At 61.0% G+C, this 22682-nt stretch carries 20 protein-coding genes; 15 read left to right on the plus strand and 5 right to left on the minus strand.

Annotated features, from left to right (window positions below; translation table 11 throughout):
- Window positions 1-111: 111 nt before the first annotated feature.
- The 4 genes from PL597_RS09660 to PL597_RS09675 all read left to right on the plus strand — a co-directional run bounded on the left by PL597_RS09660 (window position 112) and on the right by PL597_RS09675 (window position 6010).
- Window positions 112-2223, plus strand: coding sequence for a TRAP transporter permease (locus PL597_RS09660; protein WP_269823858.1), 2112 nt, complete (start codon window positions 112-114; stop codon window positions 2221-2223).
- Window positions 2220-2597 carry a DUF1850 domain-containing protein gene (locus tag PL597_RS09665; protein WP_271365030.1) on the plus strand — a complete coding sequence of 126 codons (378 nt, stop codon included), beginning with the start codon at window positions 2220-2222 and terminating at the stop codon, window positions 2595-2597. Before PL597_RS09660 ends, PL597_RS09665 begins: the two co-directional genes overlap by 4 nt.
- Before the next feature lie 243 nt (window positions 2598-2840).
- The gene (locus tag PL597_RS09670) at window positions 2841-4655 is read left to right on the plus strand and encodes an ATP-binding protein (protein ID WP_170985600.1); all 1815 of its coding nucleotides are present in this window, start codon (window positions 2841-2843) and stop codon (window positions 4653-4655) included.
- Window positions 4652-6010 (plus strand): sigma-54-dependent transcriptional regulator, encoded by a 1359-nt coding sequence (locus PL597_RS09675; protein WP_077983560.1) that lies wholly within the window; start codon window positions 4652-4654, stop codon window positions 6008-6010. The genes PL597_RS09670 and PL597_RS09675 overlap by 4 nt, the downstream gene beginning before the upstream one ends.
- Before the next feature lie 125 nt (window positions 6011-6135).
- On the opposite strand, the gene PL597_RS09680 is transcribed toward PL597_RS09675, so the two are convergent.
- Together PL597_RS09680 and PL597_RS09685 are read right to left on the minus strand one after the other, a co-directional pair.
- Window positions 6136-6762 (minus strand): GDSL-type esterase/lipase family protein, encoded by a 627-nt coding sequence (locus tag PL597_RS09680; protein WP_271365031.1) that lies wholly within the window; start codon window positions 6760-6762, stop codon window positions 6136-6138.
- A 68-nt stretch (window positions 6763-6830) separates the two neighbouring features.
- Entirely contained in the window at window positions 6831-7742 is a 912-nt protein-coding gene (locus tag PL597_RS09685) for a 2-dehydro-3-deoxygalactonokinase (protein ID WP_271365032.1), read from the minus strand.
- 115 nt (window positions 7743-7857) lie between these two features.
- Between PL597_RS09685 and PL597_RS09690 the strand changes: the two genes are divergently transcribed.
- The 9 genes from PL597_RS09690 to PL597_RS09730 all read left to right on the plus strand — a co-directional run bounded on the left by PL597_RS09690 (window position 7858) and on the right by PL597_RS09730 (window position 17585).
- Window positions 7858-8766, plus strand: coding sequence for a dihydrodipicolinate synthase family protein (locus PL597_RS09690; RefSeq protein ID WP_269827133.1), 909 nt, complete (start codon window positions 7858-7860; stop codon window positions 8764-8766).
- Window positions 8763-9929 carry a mandelate racemase/muconate lactonizing enzyme family protein gene (locus PL597_RS09695; RefSeq protein WP_271365033.1) on the plus strand — a complete coding sequence of 389 codons (1167 nt, stop codon included), beginning with the start codon at window positions 8763-8765 and terminating at the stop codon, window positions 9927-9929. Before PL597_RS09690 ends, PL597_RS09695 begins: the two co-directional genes overlap by 4 nt.
- A 24-nt stretch (window positions 9930-9953) precedes the next feature.
- The gene (locus PL597_RS09700) at window positions 9954-11225 is read left to right on the plus strand and encodes an ABC transporter substrate-binding protein (RefSeq protein ID WP_077983616.1); all 1272 of its coding nucleotides are present in this window, start codon (window positions 9954-9956) and stop codon (window positions 11223-11225) included.
- An 83-nt stretch (window positions 11226-11308) separates the two neighbouring features.
- Window positions 11309-12235 carry a carbohydrate ABC transporter permease gene (locus PL597_RS09705; RefSeq protein WP_077983557.1) on the plus strand — a complete coding sequence of 309 codons (927 nt, stop codon included), beginning with the start codon at window positions 11309-11311 and terminating at the stop codon, window positions 12233-12235.
- 10 nt (window positions 12236-12245) lie between these two features.
- Window positions 12246-13076, plus strand: coding sequence for a carbohydrate ABC transporter permease (locus PL597_RS09710; protein WP_142913510.1), 831 nt, complete (start codon window positions 12246-12248; stop codon window positions 13074-13076).
- A gap of 2 nt (window positions 13077-13078) precedes the next feature.
- Window positions 13079-14161, plus strand: coding sequence for an ABC transporter ATP-binding protein (locus PL597_RS09715; protein ID WP_271365034.1), 1083 nt, complete (start codon window positions 13079-13081; stop codon window positions 14159-14161).
- The gene (locus PL597_RS09720; protein ID WP_271365035.1) at window positions 14158-15141 is read left to right on the plus strand and encodes an NAD-dependent epimerase/dehydratase family protein; all 984 of its coding nucleotides are present in this window, start codon (window positions 14158-14160) and stop codon (window positions 15139-15141) included. The genes PL597_RS09715 and PL597_RS09720 overlap by 4 nt, the downstream gene beginning before the upstream one ends.
- Window positions 15138-16820, plus strand: coding sequence for an SMP-30/gluconolactonase/LRE family protein (locus PL597_RS09725; RefSeq protein ID WP_269835275.1), 1683 nt, complete (start codon window positions 15138-15140; stop codon window positions 16818-16820). The genes PL597_RS09720 and PL597_RS09725 overlap by 4 nt, the downstream gene beginning before the upstream one ends.
- A gap of 3 nt (window positions 16821-16823) precedes the next feature.
- Complete coding sequence (locus tag PL597_RS09730) at window positions 16824-17585, plus strand: SDR family NAD(P)-dependent oxidoreductase (protein WP_271365036.1); 762 nt, start codon at window positions 16824-16826, stop codon at window positions 17583-17585.
- Window positions 17586-17625: 40 nt separating this feature from the next.
- Here the strand turns inward: PL597_RS09730 and PL597_RS09735 are convergent, their stop codons facing one another.
- Genes PL597_RS09735 through PL597_RS09745 form a run of 3 tightly spaced genes read right to left on the minus strand, consistent with a single transcriptional unit; the run spans window position 17626 to window position 20790 of the window.
- Window positions 17626-18738 carry an ABC transporter substrate-binding protein gene (locus tag PL597_RS09735; protein ID WP_271365037.1) on the minus strand — a complete coding sequence of 371 codons (1113 nt, stop codon included), beginning with the start codon at window positions 18736-18738 and terminating at the stop codon, window positions 17626-17628.
- On the minus strand, window positions 18735-20153 hold the full coding sequence (locus PL597_RS09740; RefSeq protein ID WP_244614269.1) for a sensor histidine kinase: 1419 nt from the start codon (window positions 20151-20153) through the stop codon (window positions 18735-18737). The genes PL597_RS09735 and PL597_RS09740 overlap by 4 nt, the downstream gene beginning before the upstream one ends.
- Window positions 20113-20790: a response regulator transcription factor gene (locus tag PL597_RS09745; RefSeq protein ID WP_077983549.1), complete on the minus strand. Its 678-nt coding sequence runs from the start codon at window positions 20788-20790 to the stop codon at window positions 20113-20115. Before PL597_RS09745 ends, PL597_RS09740 begins: the two co-directional genes overlap by 41 nt.
- A 252-nt stretch (window positions 20791-21042) precedes the next feature.
- Between PL597_RS09745 and PL597_RS09750 the strand changes: the two genes are divergently transcribed.
- A complete protein-coding gene (locus PL597_RS09750; RefSeq protein ID WP_077983548.1) occupies window positions 21043-22017 on the plus strand; it encodes a Bug family tripartite tricarboxylate transporter substrate binding protein in 975 nt (324 codons plus the stop codon).
- 161 nt (window positions 22018-22178) lie between these two features.
- Window positions 22179-22652 (plus strand): tripartite tricarboxylate transporter TctB family protein, encoded by a 474-nt coding sequence (locus PL597_RS09755; RefSeq protein ID WP_137411346.1) that lies wholly within the window; start codon window positions 22179-22181, stop codon window positions 22650-22652.
- The last annotated feature ends 30 nt before the right edge of the window (window positions 22653-22682 follow it).

Consider the following 22682-nt stretch of genomic DNA (forward strand, 5'->3'; position numbering starts at 1 on the left):
GGCGTCCGGCGTCGAGGTTGCTGCTGCGGCCATTGCGCGTCGGCCTCTGGAAGCACGGCCCTCCAGCGGGCCAGCGCCGCCCACATTTGCTCGGATTTTCGGGAGGAATCCATGCTCGACAATACAAATGAACAAAATCATGCCGCGGAGCTTAACGGGCACGAGACTCTGACCCAGGCCTTTCCGAAGACCTGGGACGGACGACTCCTGTTTGCGATCGCGCTTGCCTTCTCCATTTTCCAGATCTCGACCGCTGCGCATCTGCTCGACTTGCCGAGTCAGATCGTCAGGGCAGTGCACGTCGGCTTCGTCACCGTGCTCGTATTCCCGTTGCTGGCGACATTCGCCGGGCGCGGCGCGCCCGCAAAGGCGTTTGCCTGGGTCCTTGCCCTGCTTGGCGCGGCGGTGGCCTTCTACCAGTGCTACGAATATGCCGAACTGCTCGTTCGTGCCGGCGATCCGCTTCCGCGCGATGTTGCCGTCGGCGTCCTGGCGATTGCTATCGTCTTCGCCGCCGCATGGGCGATCATGGGACCGGCCCTGCCAATCATATCCGGCGTCTTTCTCGCCTACAGCCTGTTCGGTGAATATCTGCCGCCGCCGCTTGATCATCGCGGCTATGGTTTCGCACAGGTGATAGACCATATGGCCTATGGTACGGAGGGCATCTACGGCATTCCGACCTTTGTGTCGTCGACCTATATCTTCCTGTTCATTCTCTTCGGCGCCTTCCTCGAAAAGGCCGGTATGATCCGGCTCTTCACCGATGTCTCACTAAGCTTCGTCGGCCACAAGCGCGGCGGTGCGGCGAAGGTGGCAATCATTTCCTCCGGCCTGATGGGCACGATATCCGGCTCCGGCGTTGCAAATGTGGTGACGACCGGGCAATTCACCATTCCCCTGATGAAGAAGTTCGGTTATCGACCGGCTTTTGCCGGCGGCGTCGAAGCGACGGCCTCGATGGGCGGGCAGATCATGCCGCCGGTCATGGGCGCTGTCGCCTTCATCATGGCAGAGACGCTCGGCGTCGAATATCACGAGATCGTCAAGGCGGCGATCATTCCGGCTATTCTTTATTTCGCTTCCGCCTTCTGGATGGTGCACCTCGAGGCCGGCAAGCGCGGGCTGCTCGGCCTGCCGAAGGCGGATTTGCCTTCGGCCAAGGCTGCGGTCGTCGAGCAATGGTATCTGATCCTGCCGCTCGCGGCGCTGGTCTGGCTGCTGTTCTCGGGCTATACGCCGCTCTTCGCAGGCACGGTCGGCCTTGCCTTCACGACCCTGCTGATCCTCGGCAGTTCGGTTGTCTTGGGTTTGCCCGCCGGCGTAATCCGAATCATCTTCTGGATCGGCCTTGGTCTCGTGGCGGCCGCCTTCTTCCAGTACGGCATCGGCGTGATCGTCGCCGCGCTGGCATTGCTCATCGGGGCCAACGCGTTTTCGAAGGGCGGCCGGGAGACGCTGGTGACCTGTCGCGACGCCCTTGCAGAAGGTGCGAAGACAGCCTTGCCGGTCGCAATCGCCTGCGCGCTTGTCGGTGTGATCATCGGAACGATGACGCTGACGGGTGCGGCCAACACCTTCGGCCAGTTCATCGTCTCGGTCGGCGGCCAGAGCCTCTTCCTGTCGCTGCTCCTGACCATGGTGACCTGCCTCGTGCTCGGCATGGGTATACCGACGATCCCTAACTACATCATCACCTCGTCGATCGCTGGCCCGGCGTTGCTGGAACTTGGCGTGCCGCTCATCGTCAGCCACATGTTCGTCTTCTATTTCGGAATCCTGGCGGACCTGACGCCGCCGGTCGCGCTCGCCTGCTTTGCGGCAGCACCAATTGCGCGCGAAAGTGGACTGAAGATCGCGATGCAGGCGATCAAGGTGGCGGCGGCGGGTTTCGTCATCCCGTTCATGGCCGTCTATTCGCCGGCGCTGATGCTTCAAGACGGCGGAGCGATGGCTGCGGCCGTCGGCTATCCGCTCGCGGTCGCCTATATCGTCATCAAGACCGGCCTTGCGATCGGGCTCTGGGGTACGGCCGTGATCGGCTTCGTTGCCGTCCGGCTGTCGATTGCAGAGCGCGCGCTTGCGGCCGCGGCTGCTTTTACCCTGCTTGCGGCCCTTCCTTTGACCGATGAGGTGGGCTTCGGGCTTGCCGCTCTCTTCGTATTTCTGATCTGGCGGCGGGCGCGAACGGCGAATGGCAAGCCGGCGTCGGAGGCCGTGTGAGCACGCTGGTCTGCATCATTGCTGGCGGCAAGGCCGTTGCCTTGGCCGCCAGCGTCTTCACGCTCGGCTGGACGCATTCTGTCGAGAAAACCCAGTGGCAGGAGCGCTGGGCTGCCACATCGCAGGGCCTTCTTCTCGAGGAGGCGCGCGTCCAGGGCTCGGGCGCCGGTATGGAACCGGGAGAAAATGCCCATCGCGAAGGCGGCTGGTCAATCTGGACGCCGGACCTTCCGCCGATCCCCGAGTTGGTCCTGGCCGCTTCCGGGGCGACAATCTCCGGCTGGACGCTCTGCGATGTCGGTGGTTGCCGCGAGTTCGGGCGAGAGAAACAGGAGCCGATCGTCCTGCGGCCATGTGACGCCCCTCCGTCGTGACGGCCTGCTGCAGGGGGCCTTAAATCGCAAGGTATTTGAAGAGGGAACGATGCAGCAGTTCAGATCGCTCGCTTGCCGATCTGCTGTTCTCTCTGCAAGAAAGAGGCGCTACACTTCATGCATCGGACAATTCTTGCGGCACGACACGGTTTTCAGATCCGCAAAGGTCGCTGCAACACTTACAATCCGTCCTTGGGTCGCTTTCGATCTAAGGACACATCCGGAAGGCAGGTCGACTCGGCAATGGCGCGCAACATCGGCAGAATGACTGTCCTGATGCTGGTCGTGACCTGCATTGCGCCTTTTGTCGCCTACCATCTTGCGAGCAGTTCGGCGACCGGCGCCCTGGAAGGGCAGATTCAGCGAAGTCTATTCCTGACCAACAGGGCGATTGCCACGGAGATCGAACGGTTTCGTTATCTACCACTTGTTATGGGCGAGGATGCCCGCATACGCGCCCTTGCAGAAAGCGAACCCAGCCCGGCTGTTCTTGATGCCGCCAACCGTTATCTTCAGACAGTCGTAAGGCAAGCCGGCGCCGCCGAGCTCTACGTGCTCGACGCCCGCGGGATCGCGCTTGCCGCAAGCAATTTCGCGACTGGTGAAAGCTTCGTCGGCCACGATTACAGCTTCCGCCCTTATTTCCAGGATGCGCTGCGTGCGGGCGAGGGACGTTATTACGCGATCGGCGTTACCACTCGCAAGCCTGGCTATTTTCTCACGTCGCGGATAGACGTGCCGGGTCGTCCGCCGATCGTCGCCGTCGTTAAGGCGGATCTGCTGCCGCTCGAATTGACCTGGGAGGCTGCGGGTGTCCAGACTGCGATCGCCGACCGCTGGGGCATCGTCTTTCTCTCTGGCAACCCGGATTGGAAATACCGGCCGTTGGCGGCACTTTCCGATGAAGCCGTCGAGCGGCTTGCCAAGGAACGGACCTACGAGGGGGCCGATCTCGCGGCGAGACAACCTATCCTCCCTTCGGGCGTAACCCCGCCGGCGGACAATACGGACGAGCGGGCGGTCCATGTGGAGGAGGGCGGGCAGCGGCTCCTGGCAAAATTCTCGCGCGTCGAGCCGGACGGTTGGATGGTGTTGGCGGCAACGAGCACGGGTGACGCCGGCAAGATCGCCGGCTTCTGGGCGCTCGCGGCGCTGATCGCCGGCCTCATATCCACCGGCGCGCTCTACTTCCTGCATCAGCGCGCGCTCATCATCCGGATGCGGCTGCGCCAGGGCGAAATCCTGGAACGCAAGGTGGCCGAACGCACGCAGGACCTCGCCCGCGAGATCGACATGCGCAAGCGGACAGAGGACGAGCTTCGCCGCGCGCAGGAAGGGCTCATCCATTCCGAAAAGATGGCTGCCCTCGGCCGGATGTCGACTGCGATCGTGCATGAGGTCAGCCAGCCGCTGGCGGCGCTTGAAGCCACATTGGCGACCGCCGGTGTTCTGGCGGAGAAAGAGGCCGCCGCGAAAGTGGGCGACCGGCTTCTCGATGCGCGCGCGCTGGTCAAGCGGATGCAACGAACGGTCAAGCACCTCAAGACATTTGGCCGTAAGGGGGCTTCCGACCTCGAAGCGGTCACCATCGACGCGGTCATAGGAAATGCTCTCGATCTTGCGGCTCCTCGGGCGAAGGCGCTTGGTGTCACGCCGGCGTTTGAGGCGAGGGGGCCGTCGCCGGTTGTCGTTGCCGTGGCGGTGAAGCTCGAACAGGTGACGCTCAATTTACTCCTGAACGCTCTCGATGCGGTTGAAGGCATACAGAACCCTTCTGTCACCATCCAACGGACTGCGCATGCCGGGCGGGTGAGCGTAGCGGTGATCGACAACGGTTCGGGTATCGCACCGGAGCACCGTGATCGTATTGCCGAGCCCTTCTTCACCACCAAGCTCACGGGTGAGGGCCTTGGCCTTGGCCTGTCCATTGCAACCGCGATTGTTCGGGAGTTCGGCGGTGAGATTCTTTTTGCCGAAACGCCAGGCGGCGGCACAATGGCGACGATTTCGATGCCGGTGGGCAAGCGGCCCGCACATCCGCTCGAGGCGGCGCAATGACCCGCGGACATATTCTTCTTGTTGATGACGACCGCGACCTCCTGAAGGCGGCAACCGACTGGTTGGAGGTCAGCGGGTTTTCCGTATCCGCTTTCCATCGGCCTGAAGAAGCGTACCAGCAATTCTTTCGTGACGAGCCGGATGTCGTGTTGAGCGATATCCGCATGCCCAGCATAGACGGCATGACGCTTCTGAACTCCCTGATCAAGGCCCGCAGCGAGGTTCCTATCGTTCTGATGACTGGTCACGGCGACGTTACCCTGGCGGTCAAGGCGATGAAGCAGGGAGCGGAGGACTTTATCGAAAAGCCCTATGATGCCGAGCATCTGCTTTCGATCCTCGACAAGGCGGTCGAGAAGCGTCGGATGAAACAAGAAATCGCCCGCCTTCAGGGGTTGGTCCAGACGGGCGGCGGCGTCGAGATCGTCGGCGACAGCCCGGCGCTCCGGGACTTGCGCAGCCGCATCCAGATGCTGGCGAATGTCGATATCGACGTGCTGGTCGTCGGTGAAACCGGAACCGGCAAGGAGCTCGTCGCCCAGGCGCTCCACCAGCAAAGCCGCCGGGCGGGCGGTCCCTTCGTAGCGATCAATTGCGCAGCGCTGCCCGAAAGCATCTTCGAGAGTGAAATTTTGGGTCATGCGAAGGGGGCCTTCACCGGCGCGCTCGCCGACCGGCAAGGCAAGTTCGAGCATGCCGCGGGTGGAACCATCTTTCTCGATGAAATCGAGTCGATGCCCCTGGGACTGCAGGCGAAAATCCTGCGCGTGCTGCAGGAGCGCTTGGTCGAGCGACTGGGCGAAAACCGGCTGCGGCCGATCGATGTGCGGGTTATCGCGGCTGCCAAGAGCGACCTTTCCGGCGAAATCGCCGCCGGGCGGTTCCGCGAAGATCTGTTCTACCGGCTGGCGACCGTGGATGTGCGCATCCCGCCGCTCAGGCAGCGCCGGCAGGATATCGGCCTGCTCTTTGGTCATTTCGCTTCGCTTGCCGCCCATCGCTACGGCCGGGCCGAGCGGAGCGTATCCGCCGATCTCCTGGCGCGATTGCGGCAGCAGGAATGGCGAGGCAACGTCCGGGAGCTCAAGGCGTACGCCGAGCGCTTCGCTCTTGGGCTCGATGACGCCGCATCCGGAGGGGAAGTCCTGCAGCCCGGCGATCCCCTGACTTTGCCCGAGCAATTGGTCGCCTTCGAGGCTGACGTCATCGGCCGCGCGATCGATGACAGCAACGGCAATACGGCTAAGGCGGCCGCGAGGCTCGGCATCCCCCACCGCACGCTCAATGAGAAAATCGCCCGTCTCGGCCTGAGGGATCGGCCGGGAGAGCCCGCGGATACAGGGTTAAAGCGATAGAAGCGCGCGAGAGAGATAATGCTGAAGGGCTTCCGGCACTAAAAAAGCGTGCGATTGGCGATGCTCCTGGTTGGCCCGCGGCGGATTCGGATTCCTTCGACGCGAAGATAAAGTTGCCGCCCGCCTCAGTTGTGTAGGCCCAGCGTTTTTCTGAGCGCTTCCGACCAGACGGCATAGCCTGCGGCATTCAGGTGAACCAGATCGGGTAAATAATAACGGAACATCGGGAGGCCGTTCTCACCAATGAGGCCGGCGTTCGGGTCAAGCCATGTTGTACGTTCGCTGCTATTGCACCAGTCGCGCGACATCTGGTTGAAGAGATCGAATTCATGGCGGTATATCCAGCGCGCCGGACTGTGCTTGATCGCCACAACAAACACGTCCGCCTGCGGTAGCGCACGATAGATTCCATCCCGCAAATCGTGCAGGTGCCGGAGCGACGTCTGAGCCTTGAGGCCGTCGCTGGCAATATCGTTTTCGCCGAAATAAAGCACCACTCTGTTTGGTTTTAAAGGAACCAGAAGCTGGTGCATGTAGTGGCTGGCGGAGAGGTAAGTGCCGCCGCCAAATCCCAGATTGACGATATCCAGCGAGCCGAGATCTTCGGCAATGGAACCCCAGATTCGAAACGAAGATGAGCCATAAAAGGCGATCGGATTGTCTGGGAGGCCGATGCGTTGAAGGCGGACCAGAGCGGTAATGATATCGTTTTCGTGACGGCTGGTGCCGATATTGGCTGGGAAGTCGTACATGACGGTCCTAAAAACATGGGGTTTGAAAGCAGGATGCCGCCATTTGGGCATCCGGCGCTCGGCAGAGGTTACGAAATCGCTTGGCGCAGGACAGCCAGGGCACCCTTCGTGAGAGCATCGTCCGCCCCCATGGATGTCTTGAGCCCGAAAAAATCTGCGGCAACCAGATAGAGATCATTCAGCCCGTCATTGCCGACGATCGCTGCCTCGTCTCCCTCCGCATACCATCCGGCATCGCGGGCCTGCCGAAACTCCTGCCCGATGACCAGTCCCCGCACATAGGAGCGCAACTGATCCGGCGAAAGCCGGCCGGCAAGCCCGCCAGTTCGCGCCGAAAACAGCAGCGACAGCATGGCGGCGGATCGTTTTGCCTCTTTCAGACCCCAGCGATAGGCCTGCGGATCATCGACCGGCGGCTGCGTGGAACCGCGCGCGATGAAAGAGTTATTGATCAGCAGATTGAAGATTTCACCGGTCACGAATGTCTGGAAACCGTCGATCCGACCCGCCTTTATCCGCGCCCATTTGCTGTGCGTTCCGGGGATGATGAGGGTGGCGTCTTCGCCGAGGCCATGGCCGACGATCTGGGTTTCTTCGCCGCGCATCACGTCGGGAAAGGGCTGGCGGGCGGGGTCTTTGAGACCCGGCAAGAAGACGAGATCGGAGCCGTTCGGCAGCGATTTGCGCACCGTTCCGGCGGCAAGTTCCGCCGGGCCTGCCGGGCACGGCACATAAGCGACTTCGACCCAGCCGTTGCGGCTGGTGATCATGCCGAGCGCTGCGACGGGCAAGGCCCCGTGACGCGAAAACCAGGGCGCGAGTGCTGCCATCAGCGCCGCCTCGTGCTCACCCTTGCCGAGGCTCGAAATGCCGTCGGCGGTTTCCAGATGATCGAGTTCTTGACCACTTTCACCAACGAGCGCCGCCCTCAGTGATGTCGTTCCCCAATCAACGATGATTGATGTCGCCGGTGCTGGCATGTCTTGAACCTCCTCGTTCATTTCATCTTGGGGCTTGTCATAGGGTGCGAGTCTATGTAGTGTCAATTAGTGAATTCAAGGTATCAAAATATGATACTTAATTGGGAGGAGAATGATGGTGGCTGGCCTCAAGGGGATTTTGCCGGTTCTGCCCACGCCTTTTCTGGCGGATGGCGGCATTGACGAAGCGGGTATGAAGCGGCTGGTGGTCTTTGCGCTCGACAAGGGCGTGGATGGTGTCGTGTTTCCCGGTTTTGCCAGCGAGGTGGAGACTTTGAATGCCGCCGAGCGTGCAGCGCTCTTGAAGATCGTCGTGGATGCGGTGGCCGGTCGGGTGCCTGTTGTGGCCGGCGCCAGTGCGGCCGACTGGTGTGAGGTGGTCGAGCACGGGCGGGCGGCATCGGCGCTTGGCATTCGCCACCTGATGGTGCAGCCGCCCAAATCCGTCGGCACGGATGCGCCGGCGCTGATCGAATTCCTCGGGCGAATCGTCGAGGCACTGCCCGAGGTTGAAATCATCCTGCAGAACGCGCCTGCGCCGCGCGGCTCCGACCTTTCGCCACAGGCGATTGTGGAGATCGTGGGCGCCTTGCCGCAGGTCGCCTACGTCAAGGAAGAAACGCTTCCCGCCGGCCCGGCCATCAGCCACATCATCGCCCACGCGCCTTCGACGCTGAAGGGCGTCATCGGCGGCGGCGGTGCGCGGTACATTCTCGACGAATATGCCCGAGGCGCTACGGCGGCGATGCCGGCGCTGGAGATTGCCGAGGAACATGTGGCCATCGACCGGGCGCTTGTCGCGGGGCGGCAGGAGGAGGCTCGGAGAATCTATATCCGAACCCTGCCGCTTCTGGTGTTGCAGGCTGTTTATCGCATGCGGCTGACCAAATATGTGCTGGCCCGCCGAGGGGTGATCGACGGCATTGGCGTGCGCGCGCCGACACCCGAGCTCGATGCGGCGGCGCTTGCCGATATCGATGCCAATCTGGTCGAACTCGGCCTTGTTGCCGCGGAGGCCGCATGAATAGCCCCATCGCAACAGTCGAAGTCTTCACGCTGACCCAGCCGCGGAAGGTGCCCTATCTTGGCGCACTCAGGGAAGGCGAGGTGGTCAATCCCAACGGCTACATCGTGCGCAAGGGCAATCGCACGGTCTACCCCACCTTCGACCGCAGCGTGTTGGTGCGCATGATGACCGAGGCCGGCACTGTCGGCTGGGGCGAGACCTATGGCATCGTCGCCCCCGGCGCGGTCGCCGCCCTCATCAATGATCTTCTCGCCGGTTTCGTGATCGGCCGCGATGCGTCCGATCCTTCGGCTGTTTATGACGACCTCTACGACATGATGCGGGTGCGCGGTTATACCGGCGGCTTTTACGTCGATGCGCTCGCCGCGCTTGATATCGCGCTCTGGGATATTGCTGGGCAGGAAGCCGGAAAATCCATCCGCGATCTTCTTGGCGGCGGGGTAGATACGTTTCCGGCCTATGTTTCCGGCCTGCCTGAAAAAACGCTGAAGGCTCGTGGAGAGTTGGCGAAATACTGGCAGGATCGTGGTTTCGATGCCTTCAAATTCGCAACGCCGGTGGCTGATGACGGCCCGGCGGCGGAAATCGCCAATCTCCGGCAGGTGCTTGGTCCACAGGCGAAGATCGCCGCCGACATGCACTGGAATCAGACGCCGGAGCGGGCGCTGGAGCTGATTGCCGAGATGAAACCGTTCGACCCTTGGTTCGCCGAGGCTCCGGTCTGGACGGAGGACATTGCCGGTCTTGAGAGGGTTTCGAAGAACACCGATGTTCCGATAGCCGTCGGCGAGGAATGGCGCACCCATTGGGATATGCGCGCCCGCATAGAGCGCTGCCGTATCGCCATTGTGCAGCCGGAAATGGGTCACAAGGGCATCACCAATTTCATCCGCATCGGCGCTCTTGCCGCCGAGCATGGCATTGATGTTATCCCGCACGCAACAGTTGGCGCCGGCATTTTCCTTGTCGCCAGCCTGCAGGCGTCTTCGACATTGTCGATGCTGAAGGGGCACGAATTCCAGCACTCGATCTTCGAACCCAACCGCCGCCTGCTGGAGGGCGACATGGATTGCCGCGAAGGCAGATATCACCTGCCTTCGGGACCGGGACTTGGGGTAAGACCGTCGGAGGCGGCACTCGGTCTGATTGAACGCATCTGATTTGGTTTTTTGGAGGAGGAAACCATGACAAAAAGAATGAAAAAGCTGGCGCTCAGCACCGCGGCCGCCGTTTTGGTAACGATGGGGGCCGTTGCCCCTGCCATGGCCGATACCGTGCTGAAGTTCATTTCCTGGCAAACCGACGATGCCGGCACGGGCGAATGGTGGCGTTCCGCCATTGCCGCCTTCGAGAAACAGCATCCGGGCGTGAAGATCGAGTTCACCAAGGCGGAGCGCAGTTCCTATGCCGACACGATGACGACTCTTTTTGCAGCCAACCAGCCGCCGCAGATCGTCCATCTGGCGTCTTTCGAATTCCAGATGTTTGCCGATAGCGGTTGGCTGGAGCCGCTCGATCCGTGGCTGAAGAAGGACGGTATCGACATGACGGGCTGGGCCGGCCAGCAGAAATGCGAATGGAACGGTGAAACCGTCTGCATCATGACCAACTATTTCGGTTTCGTGATGGCCTACAACAAGAAGCTTCTCGAAGAAGCGGGCGTTGCAGTTCCGAAGACCTATGACGAGTTTCTGGCCGCTGCAAAAGCCACGACCAAGGATCTGAACGGCGACGGTATTGTCGATCAGTTCGGAACAGGTCATGAGACAAAGGGCGGCCCGGGGCAATATCTCACGGAGATGCTGAACTACATTCTCGACGCCGGCGCCTACTGGACCGACAAGGACGGCAAAATCACCATCGACACGCCGCAGATGGTGGAAGGTTTGACCCGATGGAAAACCGTGATGAAAAGCGGCATCAGCCCGGTGGACATGAGCGCCAGCGACGTGCGCAAGCTGTTTGCCGATGGCAAGATGGCCATGCGGCTCGATGGGCCGTGGCTTTATGGCACAACCGAAAAGGGTTCGGCCAAGAGTGACATTGTTTATGCCGTACCGCCGCTTCATCCGCCGCTTGGCGGGTCTTCCAACGTGCTTGCCATGCCGGCCGATATTCCCGACGACCAGAAGGCATTGGTCTGGGATTTCATCAAGCTGACGATGACGCCGGAATTCCAGCGTAGTTACGCTATCCTCGGCGGCAACACCCCGCCCAGCCCGAAAGCGGATGTCTCTGGCGTCGAAAAGACCATCCCGCATTTTCCGGTGCTGATCGAGACAATGAAGGCCGCGTCTGAAGCCGGTATCGACCGCATTCCGACCGGGCTTGAGCTTTTCTACAACGAGTTCAGCAAGATGGTGATGGAAGAAAGCCAGCGGATGATCATTCAGGATCTCGATCCGGCGGAGGTGGCGAAAACCATGCAGGCAAAGGCCGAAGCCATCAAGGGTTGATCCCCCATTGTCCTGATCTTGTTGTCTTGCCATGGCCCGCAAAGGGCCATGGCCATCATCCGCATCCGGCAGGAGGACCATCCATGACCGAACCCGTTCGGGCTGGGCGTCGCAAGTTCTTTGATCTTGCGCGTCCCAGCCGGCAACATCTCCTCGGCTATATTCTGATCGCCCCCGCGGTCCTGATGGTTGCCGCCATCATTGTCTGGCCGCTCGTTTTGGCAATCGACCTGTCGTTCCAGCAGGTCAAGATACCGAGGCTCGGCGGCGCCAGCCGCCCGTTCTCCTTGACGAATTACAACTGGCTGTTTTCGTCGCCGGAATTCTGGCTGGCCTGCTGGGTCACGCTAAAACTGGTCATCGTCGTTACTGCCGGCAGCGTCGCAGTTGGCCTCAGTACGGCGCTTCTTGCCAATAACCGTTTCAAGGGCCGCACCGTCGCGCGGCTGGGGATGGCGCTGCCCTGGGCGGTGCCGGAAATCATCGCGGTCGTCATCTTTGCATGGATGTTCGACACCTCCTTCGGCCTTTTCGGCTGGCTGGCGATCAAGCTCGGTTTTACCGACCAGATGATCCCGTGGGTGAGCAGCTCCACGGCAGCCTTCTGGGCTGTTGCCATCACCATGGTGTGGAAGGGTTTTCCTTTCGTGTCGATCATGTGTCTGGCCGGCCTGCAGTCCATCCCCGCCGATTATTATGCGGCGGCGAAGGTCGATGGCGCGAGTGTGTGGCAGCGTTTCCGCTGGATCACCATGCCGCTTTTGATGCCGGTGCTGGGCGTGACGCTGGTGCTGACCCTGCTTTGGGTATTCCGCGACTTTTCCATCATCAAGGTTCTGACCGGCGGCGGGCCGCTGCGTTCAACCCAGACGCTGTCGATCATGACCTACGATCAGGCCTTCCAGTATCACAATTTCGGCCGTGCCGCCGCCGTCGGCGTGCTGACACTGGTGATCTGCATCGTCGCGAGCCTCCTGATGCTCGGCCGGCGCTCGAAATCGATCTATTGAGGAGGCTTTGATGAAACGGACATTTTTACAGAGCCTTGCCCTTTACGCGGCTGTGATCTTCACGCTGGTGATGATCCTGTTCCCGGTCTACTGGCTGCTGGTCACGGCGCTCTCCACCACCGATGAACTCTACCGCCTGCCGCCAACCTTCTGGCCGGACGATCCGCAGTGGGACATCTTCGCCCGTGTCTGGGCGGCAAAACCGATCCTGCTGTGGCTTTGGAATTCGATGCTGGCGGCCATCGGCTCGGTGGCGCTGTCGATGTTGGTCTCGGTCAGCGCCGGTTATGCGCTGTCGCGTTATTCCATGCGGGGCGGCGCGACCATGGGTCTCTTCGTCCTGACGGCGAAGATGCTGCCCGCGACGCTGCTCGTCATTCCGCTGTTTTCGATTTTTTCCAGCTTCGGCCTGATCGGCAGCCTGTGGACGCTGGTTCTGGCGCATTCGACAATGATCATTCCTTTCGCCACATGGATGCTGAAAGGCTATTTCGACACCATTCCGAAGGAACTGGAACAGGCTGCCATGGTCGACGGCTGCTCGCCCATCGGCGCGATGGTGCGTGTTGTGCTGCCGATCGCCACGCCGGGGCTTGCCGCTACCGCACTTTATGCCTTCGTGCTCAGCTGGGCAGACTATGCCTATGCGCGCACCTTCCTCGTCAACTCGCCGGACAACTGGACGGCCAATCTCGGCATCACCACGATGCAGGGCGAATATGTCACCTACTGGAACGACATTTCTGCCGCATCCGTGTTCATCGCGTTGCCGATCATCGCAATCTACCTGTTCCTTGAACGTTATTTGGTCGGCGGCCTCACCGCTGGCGCGGAGAAATAAGCATGGCCAATATTTCCATTCGCAACGTCAGCAAGTCCTACGGCGCGCTCAACGTGCTCAGGCCCTTTTCGCTGGAGATCGAGAACGGCGAGTTCGTGGTGCTGGTCGGGCCTTCCGGCTGCGGCAAGTCGACGATGCTGAAAATCCTCGCCGGTCTCGAACCGGCAAGTGAAGGCCAGATCTTCATCGGCGACAACGAAGTGACGGATCTGGCGCCGGGTGACCGCGACATCGCCATGGTGTTTCAGAACTATGCGCTTTATCCGCACCTGACCGTTCGCCAGAATATCGGCTTCGGTCTGAAGATGCGCGGCACGGACAAGGCCGAGATCGATCGCCGGGTTGACGATGCGGCGCGCATTCTGGAAGTGACCCCCTATCTCGATCGCAAGCCCAAGGATCTCTCGGGCGGCCAGCGCCAGCGCGTCGCACTCGGCCGTGCCATCGTGCGCCAGCCGCAGGCCTTCCTGATGGACGAGCCTCTTTCCAACCTCGATGCCAAGCTGCGCGTCCACATGCGTGCCGAAATCGGCGCATTGCACAAGCGCATCGGCGTCACCACCGTTTATGTGACGCATGATCAGGTCGAGGCGATGACGATGGCGGATCGCGTCGTCATCATGCAGGGCGGCGTCATCCAGCAGATCGCCGCACCTGACGAGCTTTTCAACAATCCGGCCAATCTTTTCGTTGCCGGTTTCATCGGCTCGCCGGGCATGAATTTCCTCAATGCGGAACTGCACGACGGCACAGTGACCCTCTTTGGGCAACAGGTTGCCCTGCCGGGGGTCGTCGACCGTCAGGGCGGCGTGATCGTGGGCCTGCGGCCGGAACATCTCGTTCTGGGCGATGCGCCTGTTACCTTCGATGTCCGACCGACACTGGTTGAAAGCCTGGGATCGGAAAAATACGTGTATTTCGATGCGGAAGGCGCAAGGGTCGCAGATGGCGAAGAAGGCAAGTCAAAGGGGCTGATCGCGCGTGTCTCGCATACCGGCAACCTTCCCGGCAATGGGGCGCTCCGGCTCGGTTTCGATCCAATGCAGCTTTATCTTTTCGATGCAAAGACCGGAGCACGGCTATGATCCTCGTCACCGGATCGGCAGGTCGTGTCGGCCGTGCCGTTGTTGCCGCCTTGCGCGCGCAGGGCCGCACCGTTCGCGGTTTCGATCTCAGGCCATCGGGAAGCGGCGGCGAGGAGGTTGTCGGGTCACTTGAGGATGCGCGGGCGCTGTCCGACGCCATCGAGGGTGTGAGCGCCGTTCTGCATCTGGGAGCTTTCATGTCATGGGTCCCGGCGGATCGCGACCGCATGTTCGCCGTCAATGTCGAGGGCACCCGCCGGCTTCTGGATGTGGCTTCAGCGGCTGGCGTGCGGCGGTTCGTTTTCGCTTCGTCGGGTGAGGTCTATCCGGAAAACCGGCCGGAATTCCTGCCCGTCACCGAGGACCATCCGCTTCGTCCAAATTCACCTTATGGCTTGACCAAGCTTCTCGGCGAAGAACTGGTTCGCTTTCACCAGCGAAGCGGCGCCATGGAAACGGTGATCCTGCGTTTTTCGCATACGCAGGATGCGGCGGAACTGCTGGATGAGGAGAGTTTCTTTTCCGGTCCCCGGTTTTTCCTGCGGCCGCGCATTCGCCAGCAGCAGAATTTTGGAAACACTGTCATCGCCGAATTGCTTCAGTCCCGCGATATCGGTGAGCCGTCGCACATTCTGGCGCGCAATGAAAACGGCCGGCCGTTCCGCATGCACATAACCGATACGCGCGATATGGTGGCGGGGATTTTGCTTGCCCTCGATCACCCCGAAGCGGCGGGCGGCACCTTCAATCTCGGTGCCGATGAACCGGCCGATTTCGCCGTGATTTTGCCGAAGATAGCGGCGCTGACCGGCCTGCCCATCGTGACAGTCGATTTTCCCGGCGACGGCGTTTATTACCATACGTCCAACGAGCGGATCAGAAACACTTTGGGGTTTGAAGCTGAATGGACGATGGACCGGATGCTGGACGACGCGGCGGCCGCAAGGCGGCTGCGATTAGCGAAGGAGCAGAGGCGATGAAACCGGAGACACCGGGCGGCACGGCGGCGCTGGCCAAGGGGCTGACCCTGCTCGACATGGTCGCCGATGCGCCGGAACCGCTGCGTTTTGCCGAGCTGTTGCGTGCCTCCGGTCTGCCGAAGCCGACATTCGCGCGCATCCTGCGCACTCTCATCGCCTATGGCCTCGTCCGTCAGGATGAGGCCCGTGGCACCTATGTCTTGGGCCAGCGTTTTCTGGAAATGTCCCACAAGGTCTGGGAGAGCTTCGATCTCGTCTCGGCGGCGACGCCGGAACTCGAGCGGCTGGCGGCCGAACTGGGGGAAACGGTTGCATTGTGCCGGCTTGACGGCACCATGACGCAATATCTGGCGGAACGTTCGCCGAACGGTCTTTCGGTGCGCGTCGAGGTGGGACGCCGTGTTCCCCTGCATTGCACCGCACCGGGCAAGGCGCTGCTCGCCTTTCAGGACCCCGCCGTCGGCCGCGCCCTGCTGGATCGCCTGACGCTCGATCTGCAGACACCCAAAACCATCACCACCCTCGATGCTCTGCAGGCCGATCTGACGCTGACGCGGGCGCGGGGTTATTCGATTTCCTACGAGGAGCATCTGCCGGGGGTAAATTCGGTCGCCGCCCCTGTGATGGGGCGTGACAATACGCCGATGGGCGTGCTTGTTGCGCTCGGGCCGTCCTCGCGGCTCGATTCCTCCAATATCCATCCCGCCGGGCGTGAATTGATTGCCGCCGCCCGCCGCATTACCGGCGCCGCCGGGGCCGTGGCGATCAGCTCGCGGCCCCGCCCGCGTTCGGCAACGGGCCGCCCCAGCGCCGAACTCAGTTGCATTCTGCCATGGGGTGCGCAGCTGGGGGAAAGCCCGGTCTGGCACGAGGGGGAAAACGCGCTCTACTGGGTGGATATCCTGCATCCGGCGGTGCACCGCTTCGATCCCGTCACTGGCCGCAACGAAACCTGCGAGACTGGCAAGCTGGTCAGCGCGGTCATTCCGGTCACCGAGGGACGGTTACTGGTGGCATCGCAGGACGGCGTCGAATGGCTGGATTTCGCCTCCGGCCGGCTAACCCCCTTCGTCAGTCCGGAGGCTGGCATTGCAGATAACCGCCTGAACGACGCCAAATGCGGGCCGGATGGCGCGATCTGGGTCGGCTCGATGCGTATCGACGCCTCCAAGCCCACGGGTGCGCTTTATCGGATCAATGCCAATGGCGCATCCGAGCGCAAGGAAGGGGGCATCATCGTCTCCAACGGTCTCGGCTGGAGCCCCGATGGCAGGACCTTCTATTTCGTCGACACCGTGCCCGGCCTTATCCACGCCTATGATTGCGATCCGGCGACGGGCGCCCTGTCGCAGCGCCGTGAGTTCGCCCGCATTCCCGTGTCAGACGGCCGGCCGGATGGGCTGGCCGTGGATGCGGAAGGCGGTGTCTGGTGCGCGATCTGGGATGGCTGGTGCGTGCGCCGTTATCTTCCGAACGGCAAGCTGGATCAGGTGATCGACATGCCGGTGCCGCGTCCTTCCAGCATCGCTTTCGGCGGGCCGGACCTGTCGACGCTGTTCATCACCAGCGCCCGCACGCGCCTGCCGGCGTCGACACTCGCCGACGCGCCGCTCTCCGGCGGCCTGTTTTCCTGCCGCCCGGGAATCGCCGGCGCGCACATCTCGCTGTTTGAAGGATAAAGGATGCGTCTCGAAAGCGTGTTTGGACTGAAAGGCCGCACGGCGCTCGTCACCGGTTCCAGCCGCGGCATAGGCGCCGCCATTGCCGAGGGGCTGGCGGGCGCGGGTGCCCATGTCATTCTTCATGGCGTGAAGCCGGGCGCCGCAGCAGCCGTGCAACAGCGGATTGTCGCAGGCGGCGGTACGGCGCAGGAACTGGCGGGCGATCTTTCCCAGCCGGGCGCCGGCCGTGATCTCATCGAGCGGGCCGAGGCGGTCGCACCGGTCGATATTCTTGTCATCAATGCCAGCGCCCAGATCAACGCCGTGCTGTCGGAACTGACGCCTGACGATCTGGCGTTTCAGCTGGCGGTCAATCTGGGCTCGACGGTGGATATGCTGCAGGCGGCTCTGCCGCGCATGGCGGCCCGCAAATGGGGCAGGGTGGTTTCCATCGGCTCGGTCAATCAGCTGCGGCCGAAGGGCATCGTTACCGCTTACGCCGCCACTAAGGCGGCGCAACACAATCTGATCCAGAGTCAGGCGCGGGACTACGCGCGCGACAATGTGCTGCTCAACACGCTCGCGCCCGGCCTCATTGACACCGACCGCAATGCCAACCGTCGTGATGAGGATCCCGAAGGCTGGGCCGAATACGTCCGGACGCTGAACTGGATGGGCCGTGCCGGGCAGCCGCAAGAAATGGTGGGTGCCGCGATCTTCCTGTCGTCGCAGGCCTGTAGCTTTATGACAGGCGAGACCATCGCCCTGACGGGTGGTTATTGACGGATTTGCCGGTGTAGCCGAATTGGATAATCGTTTGCGATCAGCGCTTGAATAAATCCAGCTTTGGCAAGCTGTATGGCCGGATCAGTCGGTACCAGCTATCGATAAAGGTGCGCCGTTGAATCTCGTCCTGGGCCGCCAGCAGTGTGGGTCCAATGCGGATGGGCCTCCCCACTCCGGATTCGATCAGATCTTCAGGTCCCTCTACACCCTCGGGAAGTGGCGCATTCTCGGCGAAAAAGAAAGACGAGCGCGACGCGATGTCTCGGCTGCGATCAGAGAGGAGATAGTCGAGAAAGCGGCGCCCCAATACAGCGTCTCGTGCTGTCGAAGGTATCATCGCGCCGCGAGACAGCACCAGAGTGTAATCCTGGGGAATAACGATACCCAGCGCCGGGTTGGATCGCATCGCGAAATAGGCGTAGGACCCAAGGACGTTGTAGGCAATACGAATCTCGCCCGTCGACAAGGCGCCGAGCACCTCATTGTTGCAGCAACGGATCACGGGCTCCACGCGGCTGATGCTCTCGAGCAGGCGACCATAGGTCGTCGGCGCCTGGCGCGAGTCGTAGAAGGCCAGAAGATAACCAATTCCAGAGGCGCTGATATCATAGGTGCCGATGCGTCCGCGATATTCATCCGGCTTGCGGCGCAAAAGATCGACCAGCGCCACGTGGCTGGTCGGAACGTCTTCTGGTGGAATCGCACGCTTGTCATAGGCAAATACGACAGGTTCGAAGGTAAAGCCAAACACTTCGTCACGCCAGTTGGCCCAGTTGGCAACCTTGGCGGTTTCACTGGACTGGTGCGGTTGTGCGCAGCCGTCATTTGCCAAACGAACGAGTTGATCAACGGAGGAAGACAGGATGATGTCGGCATTTTGCCTTCCGTCCGCGCAGGCAGCAGCAACCTCACGAAACAAATCATTGGTCACAAAGTCGAGGATCTCGACAGCGACCCCCGGCGCGGTCTCCTGGAAATCCAAAACGATTGGTCGCATGGCTTCAAGATCCGTGGCCGCATGAATGAGAAGGCGCCCGGTTTCCTCCATTCCCTTCGCCGGGAACAACTCCCTATCCCCTTCCACTGCATGGGCGCTGGTGATGAGGCAGAAACATGAAATGGCTGCGATGGCGGAGTAAACGCTTTTCATGGCCGTTCCTGCTTGATCAGCGGCAGTTCCAAATAGACGGCAAACAAATCCGTTTCTGTCTTCTCGCGAAACCCAAGCCTCCCCCCCAGCGCGCGCGCTACTTCCGCAGCAATTGCAAATCCCAAACCAGACGCCGGTCCCTGGCTACGCGTCGAGAAGAAACGTTCGGTGACGCTCTCCCAATCGGCTTGAGGAATGCCAGGACCGTCATCCTCGATGACGATCAACCCGAAGTCGCCACAATTTTCCACGCGCACTGCCAGCTGTGTCTCGGCTCCGTGCCGCAATGCATTGTCGATAATGTTGGCCACGGCCTCTCGAAGGCTTAACGTGTCGCCCATCACTTGAAGCTGTTGTTCATCCGGCTCGAAGGACACCACAATATCCGGATCGATCGTGATCGGTATTGCCTGGCGAAAGGCTGCACGGGCGACCTCGTTCAGGAACAGGGGTGCAAGTTGCGCAGAATCGACCCGATGGATCACCATGGCATGATTGAGGAGTTGGTTGGTCAAGCGTGAAAGCTCCGACGTTCTGTTGCGGACACGCTCCAGATGGCGCCGATCCTCCGGTGCAAGCCTTTCCTCATTGATGAGACTAACCTGCGCCGATAACGCTGTAAGGGGCGTTCGTATCTGATGCGCGCTGTCTGCGACGTAACGTTGCATCAAACGCACGCGTTCATCGAGCCTTCGGATGAAGTGGTTTATAGAGGCAACGAAGGGCCAAAGTTCGCCGGGGACCGACACGGACAAGGGTGTTAGGTCTTGCGGTTCGCGGCTTGCCAAAGCCTCGCCAAGCGTCTCGACCGGTCGCAGCGAATAGCGGATTGCAAAGGCAGTGCCGACGAGCGCAAGCAGGCTCATCAGGCTCACGATGAAAATCGCCCTCGTCATCAGTTCCGAGATGAGCGCACGGCGTGCCTCCGTCGTTTGGGCGACCATCATATAGGCCCATTTCGTTTCCTCATTGATCGTGATCGCGTGGGATAGCGTGACCATGCGAACATCGACGCCGCGATAGACGGCGTTTTCAATGAGCGGAGCGGGGCGGCTGTGCGAAATCTCCAGGGGAGTTCCAAGATCGCGATAACCTGTCAGCGTCTCCCCTTCAGTATCAAGGACGCGATAGAAGATGCGGTCGCGTTGCGCGAGCCCCAGAAGTTCAAACGCAGAGGTTGGAAGTTGAAAAGTGAGTTTGTCATCGGAGACGACGAGCCCTTCGCTCATCTGAAACGCAGCACCCAGCAGAAGCCGGTCATACGCTTCGTCGGCGGCAGCGCGCGCATAATACAACGCAGCTGTGATCATGGCTGCTGCGCCCAGGGCCAGCACGATGCCGACGCGGCGCATCAGGCGAGAGAAGAGGGAGCCTCTATGCGCCAGCATCGGAAACCAGTTGGTAGCCCATGCCACGCACTGTCACGATGCGGGTCTGGGCGCCTTCGAGCTTTTTACGCAACCTGCCCACATAAAGCTCGATCGCATTCGGGCCTGCCGCCTCGTCGAAGCCAAACAGGCGGTCCAGCAGTTCCTCCTTGCTGAACACCTTGCCGGGGCGCGAAGCCAGCACTTCGAGCAGCGTCATCTCCCTCCGCTTCAACTGCACCTCCCGTTTGCCGACCCGAACGCTGCGATTGGTCCTGTCGAGACTGACATCGCCGCAGACGAGTATGTTCGTGGCGTCGCCGCCGCTACGTCGTCGCAGCAGCACCCGCGCGCGCGCCTCCAGCTCACGGAAATCGAACGGCTTTATCAGGTAATCGTCGGCGCCAAGATCCAGTGCGCTGACCCGATCGTCGATCTCGGAACGAGCGGTCAATACGAGGACAGGCGCGGTGCTGCCAGATTTTCGCAACGCCTTCAGTATGGCAAAGCCATCCATGCCCGGTAGCATCACGTCGAGAATGATGAGGTCGTAGTCGGTGTAGGAAAGGACGTTGGACGCAGAAAGCCCATCCGAAATCCAGTCGACGGAATGCCCCGTCTGCTGAAATCGGCGGCAAATTGCCTCTCCAACATCTTGTGTATCTTCGACCAGAAATACCCGCACCTGAAAACCATCGCATAGCACTCTGTGCAGATCAAGATCGGCCCGATCCAGAGGTCAAGGCGGTCGCTAACGGCTTGACAGGATCCTGACAGGAACAGGCTTTATTTTCTGCGCGTCGACTTCAAGGGAGAGAACAAGTCGACCCGAGGAGGAATTCTGCACCGTCGCCGATAGCCAACCACTGTTCCGGTTGTGCTGGACCGATGCGAGCATTGCGGTCCTCCCGGTCTCAGGGATGAATGGGAGAGATCAATGATCCGTATGACGATGAAGACAATCGCCGCTGCCGCTTTCGGTACGCTCTGCATGACCATGGCCGCATCCGCCGAACCATCGAAGCCTGAATGCCTTGCTGGTGCAAAACCCGGCGGCGGCTTCGACCTGACGTGCCGATTGGCCGGCAATGCTCTTTTGGAGACCAAACAGATCTCCAGACCCATGGTTGTGACTTACATGGAAGGGGGCGTCGGGGCGGTGGCCTTCAACCATGTGATTGGCAAACGGGGCAAGGACGGCAATCTGATCACGGCTGCTTCGTCCGGTTCCGCCTTGCTGATCGCCCAAGGGAAATTCGGCAAATATGACGAAACGGGTGTGCGCTGGCTCGGGGCGCTCGGCGCCGATTACGGTGTTCTCGTCGTGGCCGCCGATTCGCCATACAAGACGCTCGGCGAACTTGTTGATGCATACAAGGCAAGCCCGAACGATTTTCCTATTGCCGGTGGTGGCGCCGTTGGCTCGCAGGATTGGATGAAGGGGTCGCTGCTCGCAAAGGCAGCCGGCCAGGACGCCAAGAAAATGCGCTATGTGGCTCTTGAAGGCGGCGGAGCGGTGCTGACTGCACTCGAAGGCGGCCATGTGAAGGTCGGTTCCGGTGATGCAGCTGAAATGGTCAAGCATCACGTTGCCGGCAAGGTTCGCATCCTGGCCGTGATGGCGCCGGAGCGTCTGCCGGGTGAGCTAGCGAGTGTGCCCACGGCCAAGGAGCAGGGATTCGATATCGATTGGCCTATCTGGCGTGGCTACTATGTCGGCAAGGATGTTTCCGACGAGGACTACAACTGGTGGGTCGACGCCCTCAAGAAAATGGCCGCCACCCCTGAATTTGCAAAGGAGCGCGAAGCGCGCGGTCTCTTCGAGTTCACCCTTCTCGGTCAAGATTTCGAGAACCGCGTCAAGGAAGATGTGGCGCGCTTCAAGGTTCTTGCCAAGGAATCCGGCATGTGAGGCAACCCTTGCCGGGCTCGATGCTTTCGCCCGGCAAGTTTCGATCTGAAGCGATCTCCGGACCACGGGATTGGTGCGAGAGCTTCGAAATCCGTCCAGCTTTTTACACATGGCGAGGGCTGAAAACAGCCTCGCCTATCATCCCCTTTTGTGAGGCTATAATGTCAGAAGCCCGTAACACCGAGCCGCGTAACGCCCGGCTGATTGGTCGCGTCTCGGCTGTCATTCTCCTGCTGCTTGCGATTGCCTATGGCTTTGGCGGAAGCGTCATCGACTACGCTTTCGCCTCCGATCCGCTCGGCCCCCGCGTTTTCCCGGTGGCCCTTGCCTTCATCCTCGGTGCGCTCGCAATCGTCTATTACCTTTCGCCCGGTTCGGTGGAAGGGTTTCCAGACGGGCCGCTTCTCACCAGGGTGCTCGCCATACCGGCTTTGGTCTTGATCGCTGCGCTGCTTTTTGAACCCGCCGGCTTTTTCGTCTCCATTCTCGTGCTGACCTTCGGCTCCGGTCTCCTCTTCGGTGCGCCGCTCAAAACGGCTCTGGCTGGTGCTGTGGGACATGCGCTGCTTTGGTGGTTCGTCTTCGACTTCTTGCTCGAAGTCTATCTGCCGGTCGGTTCCATGTTTGGTGGCTGAGCCAAGTCGCAATCCCGAAAGGTTCTTATC

The organism is Agrobacterium sp. ST15.13.013 (assembly GCF_027956525.1).
GTDB classification, from domain to species: Bacteria; Pseudomonadota; Alphaproteobacteria; order Rhizobiales; family Rhizobiaceae; genus Agrobacterium; species Agrobacterium salinitolerans.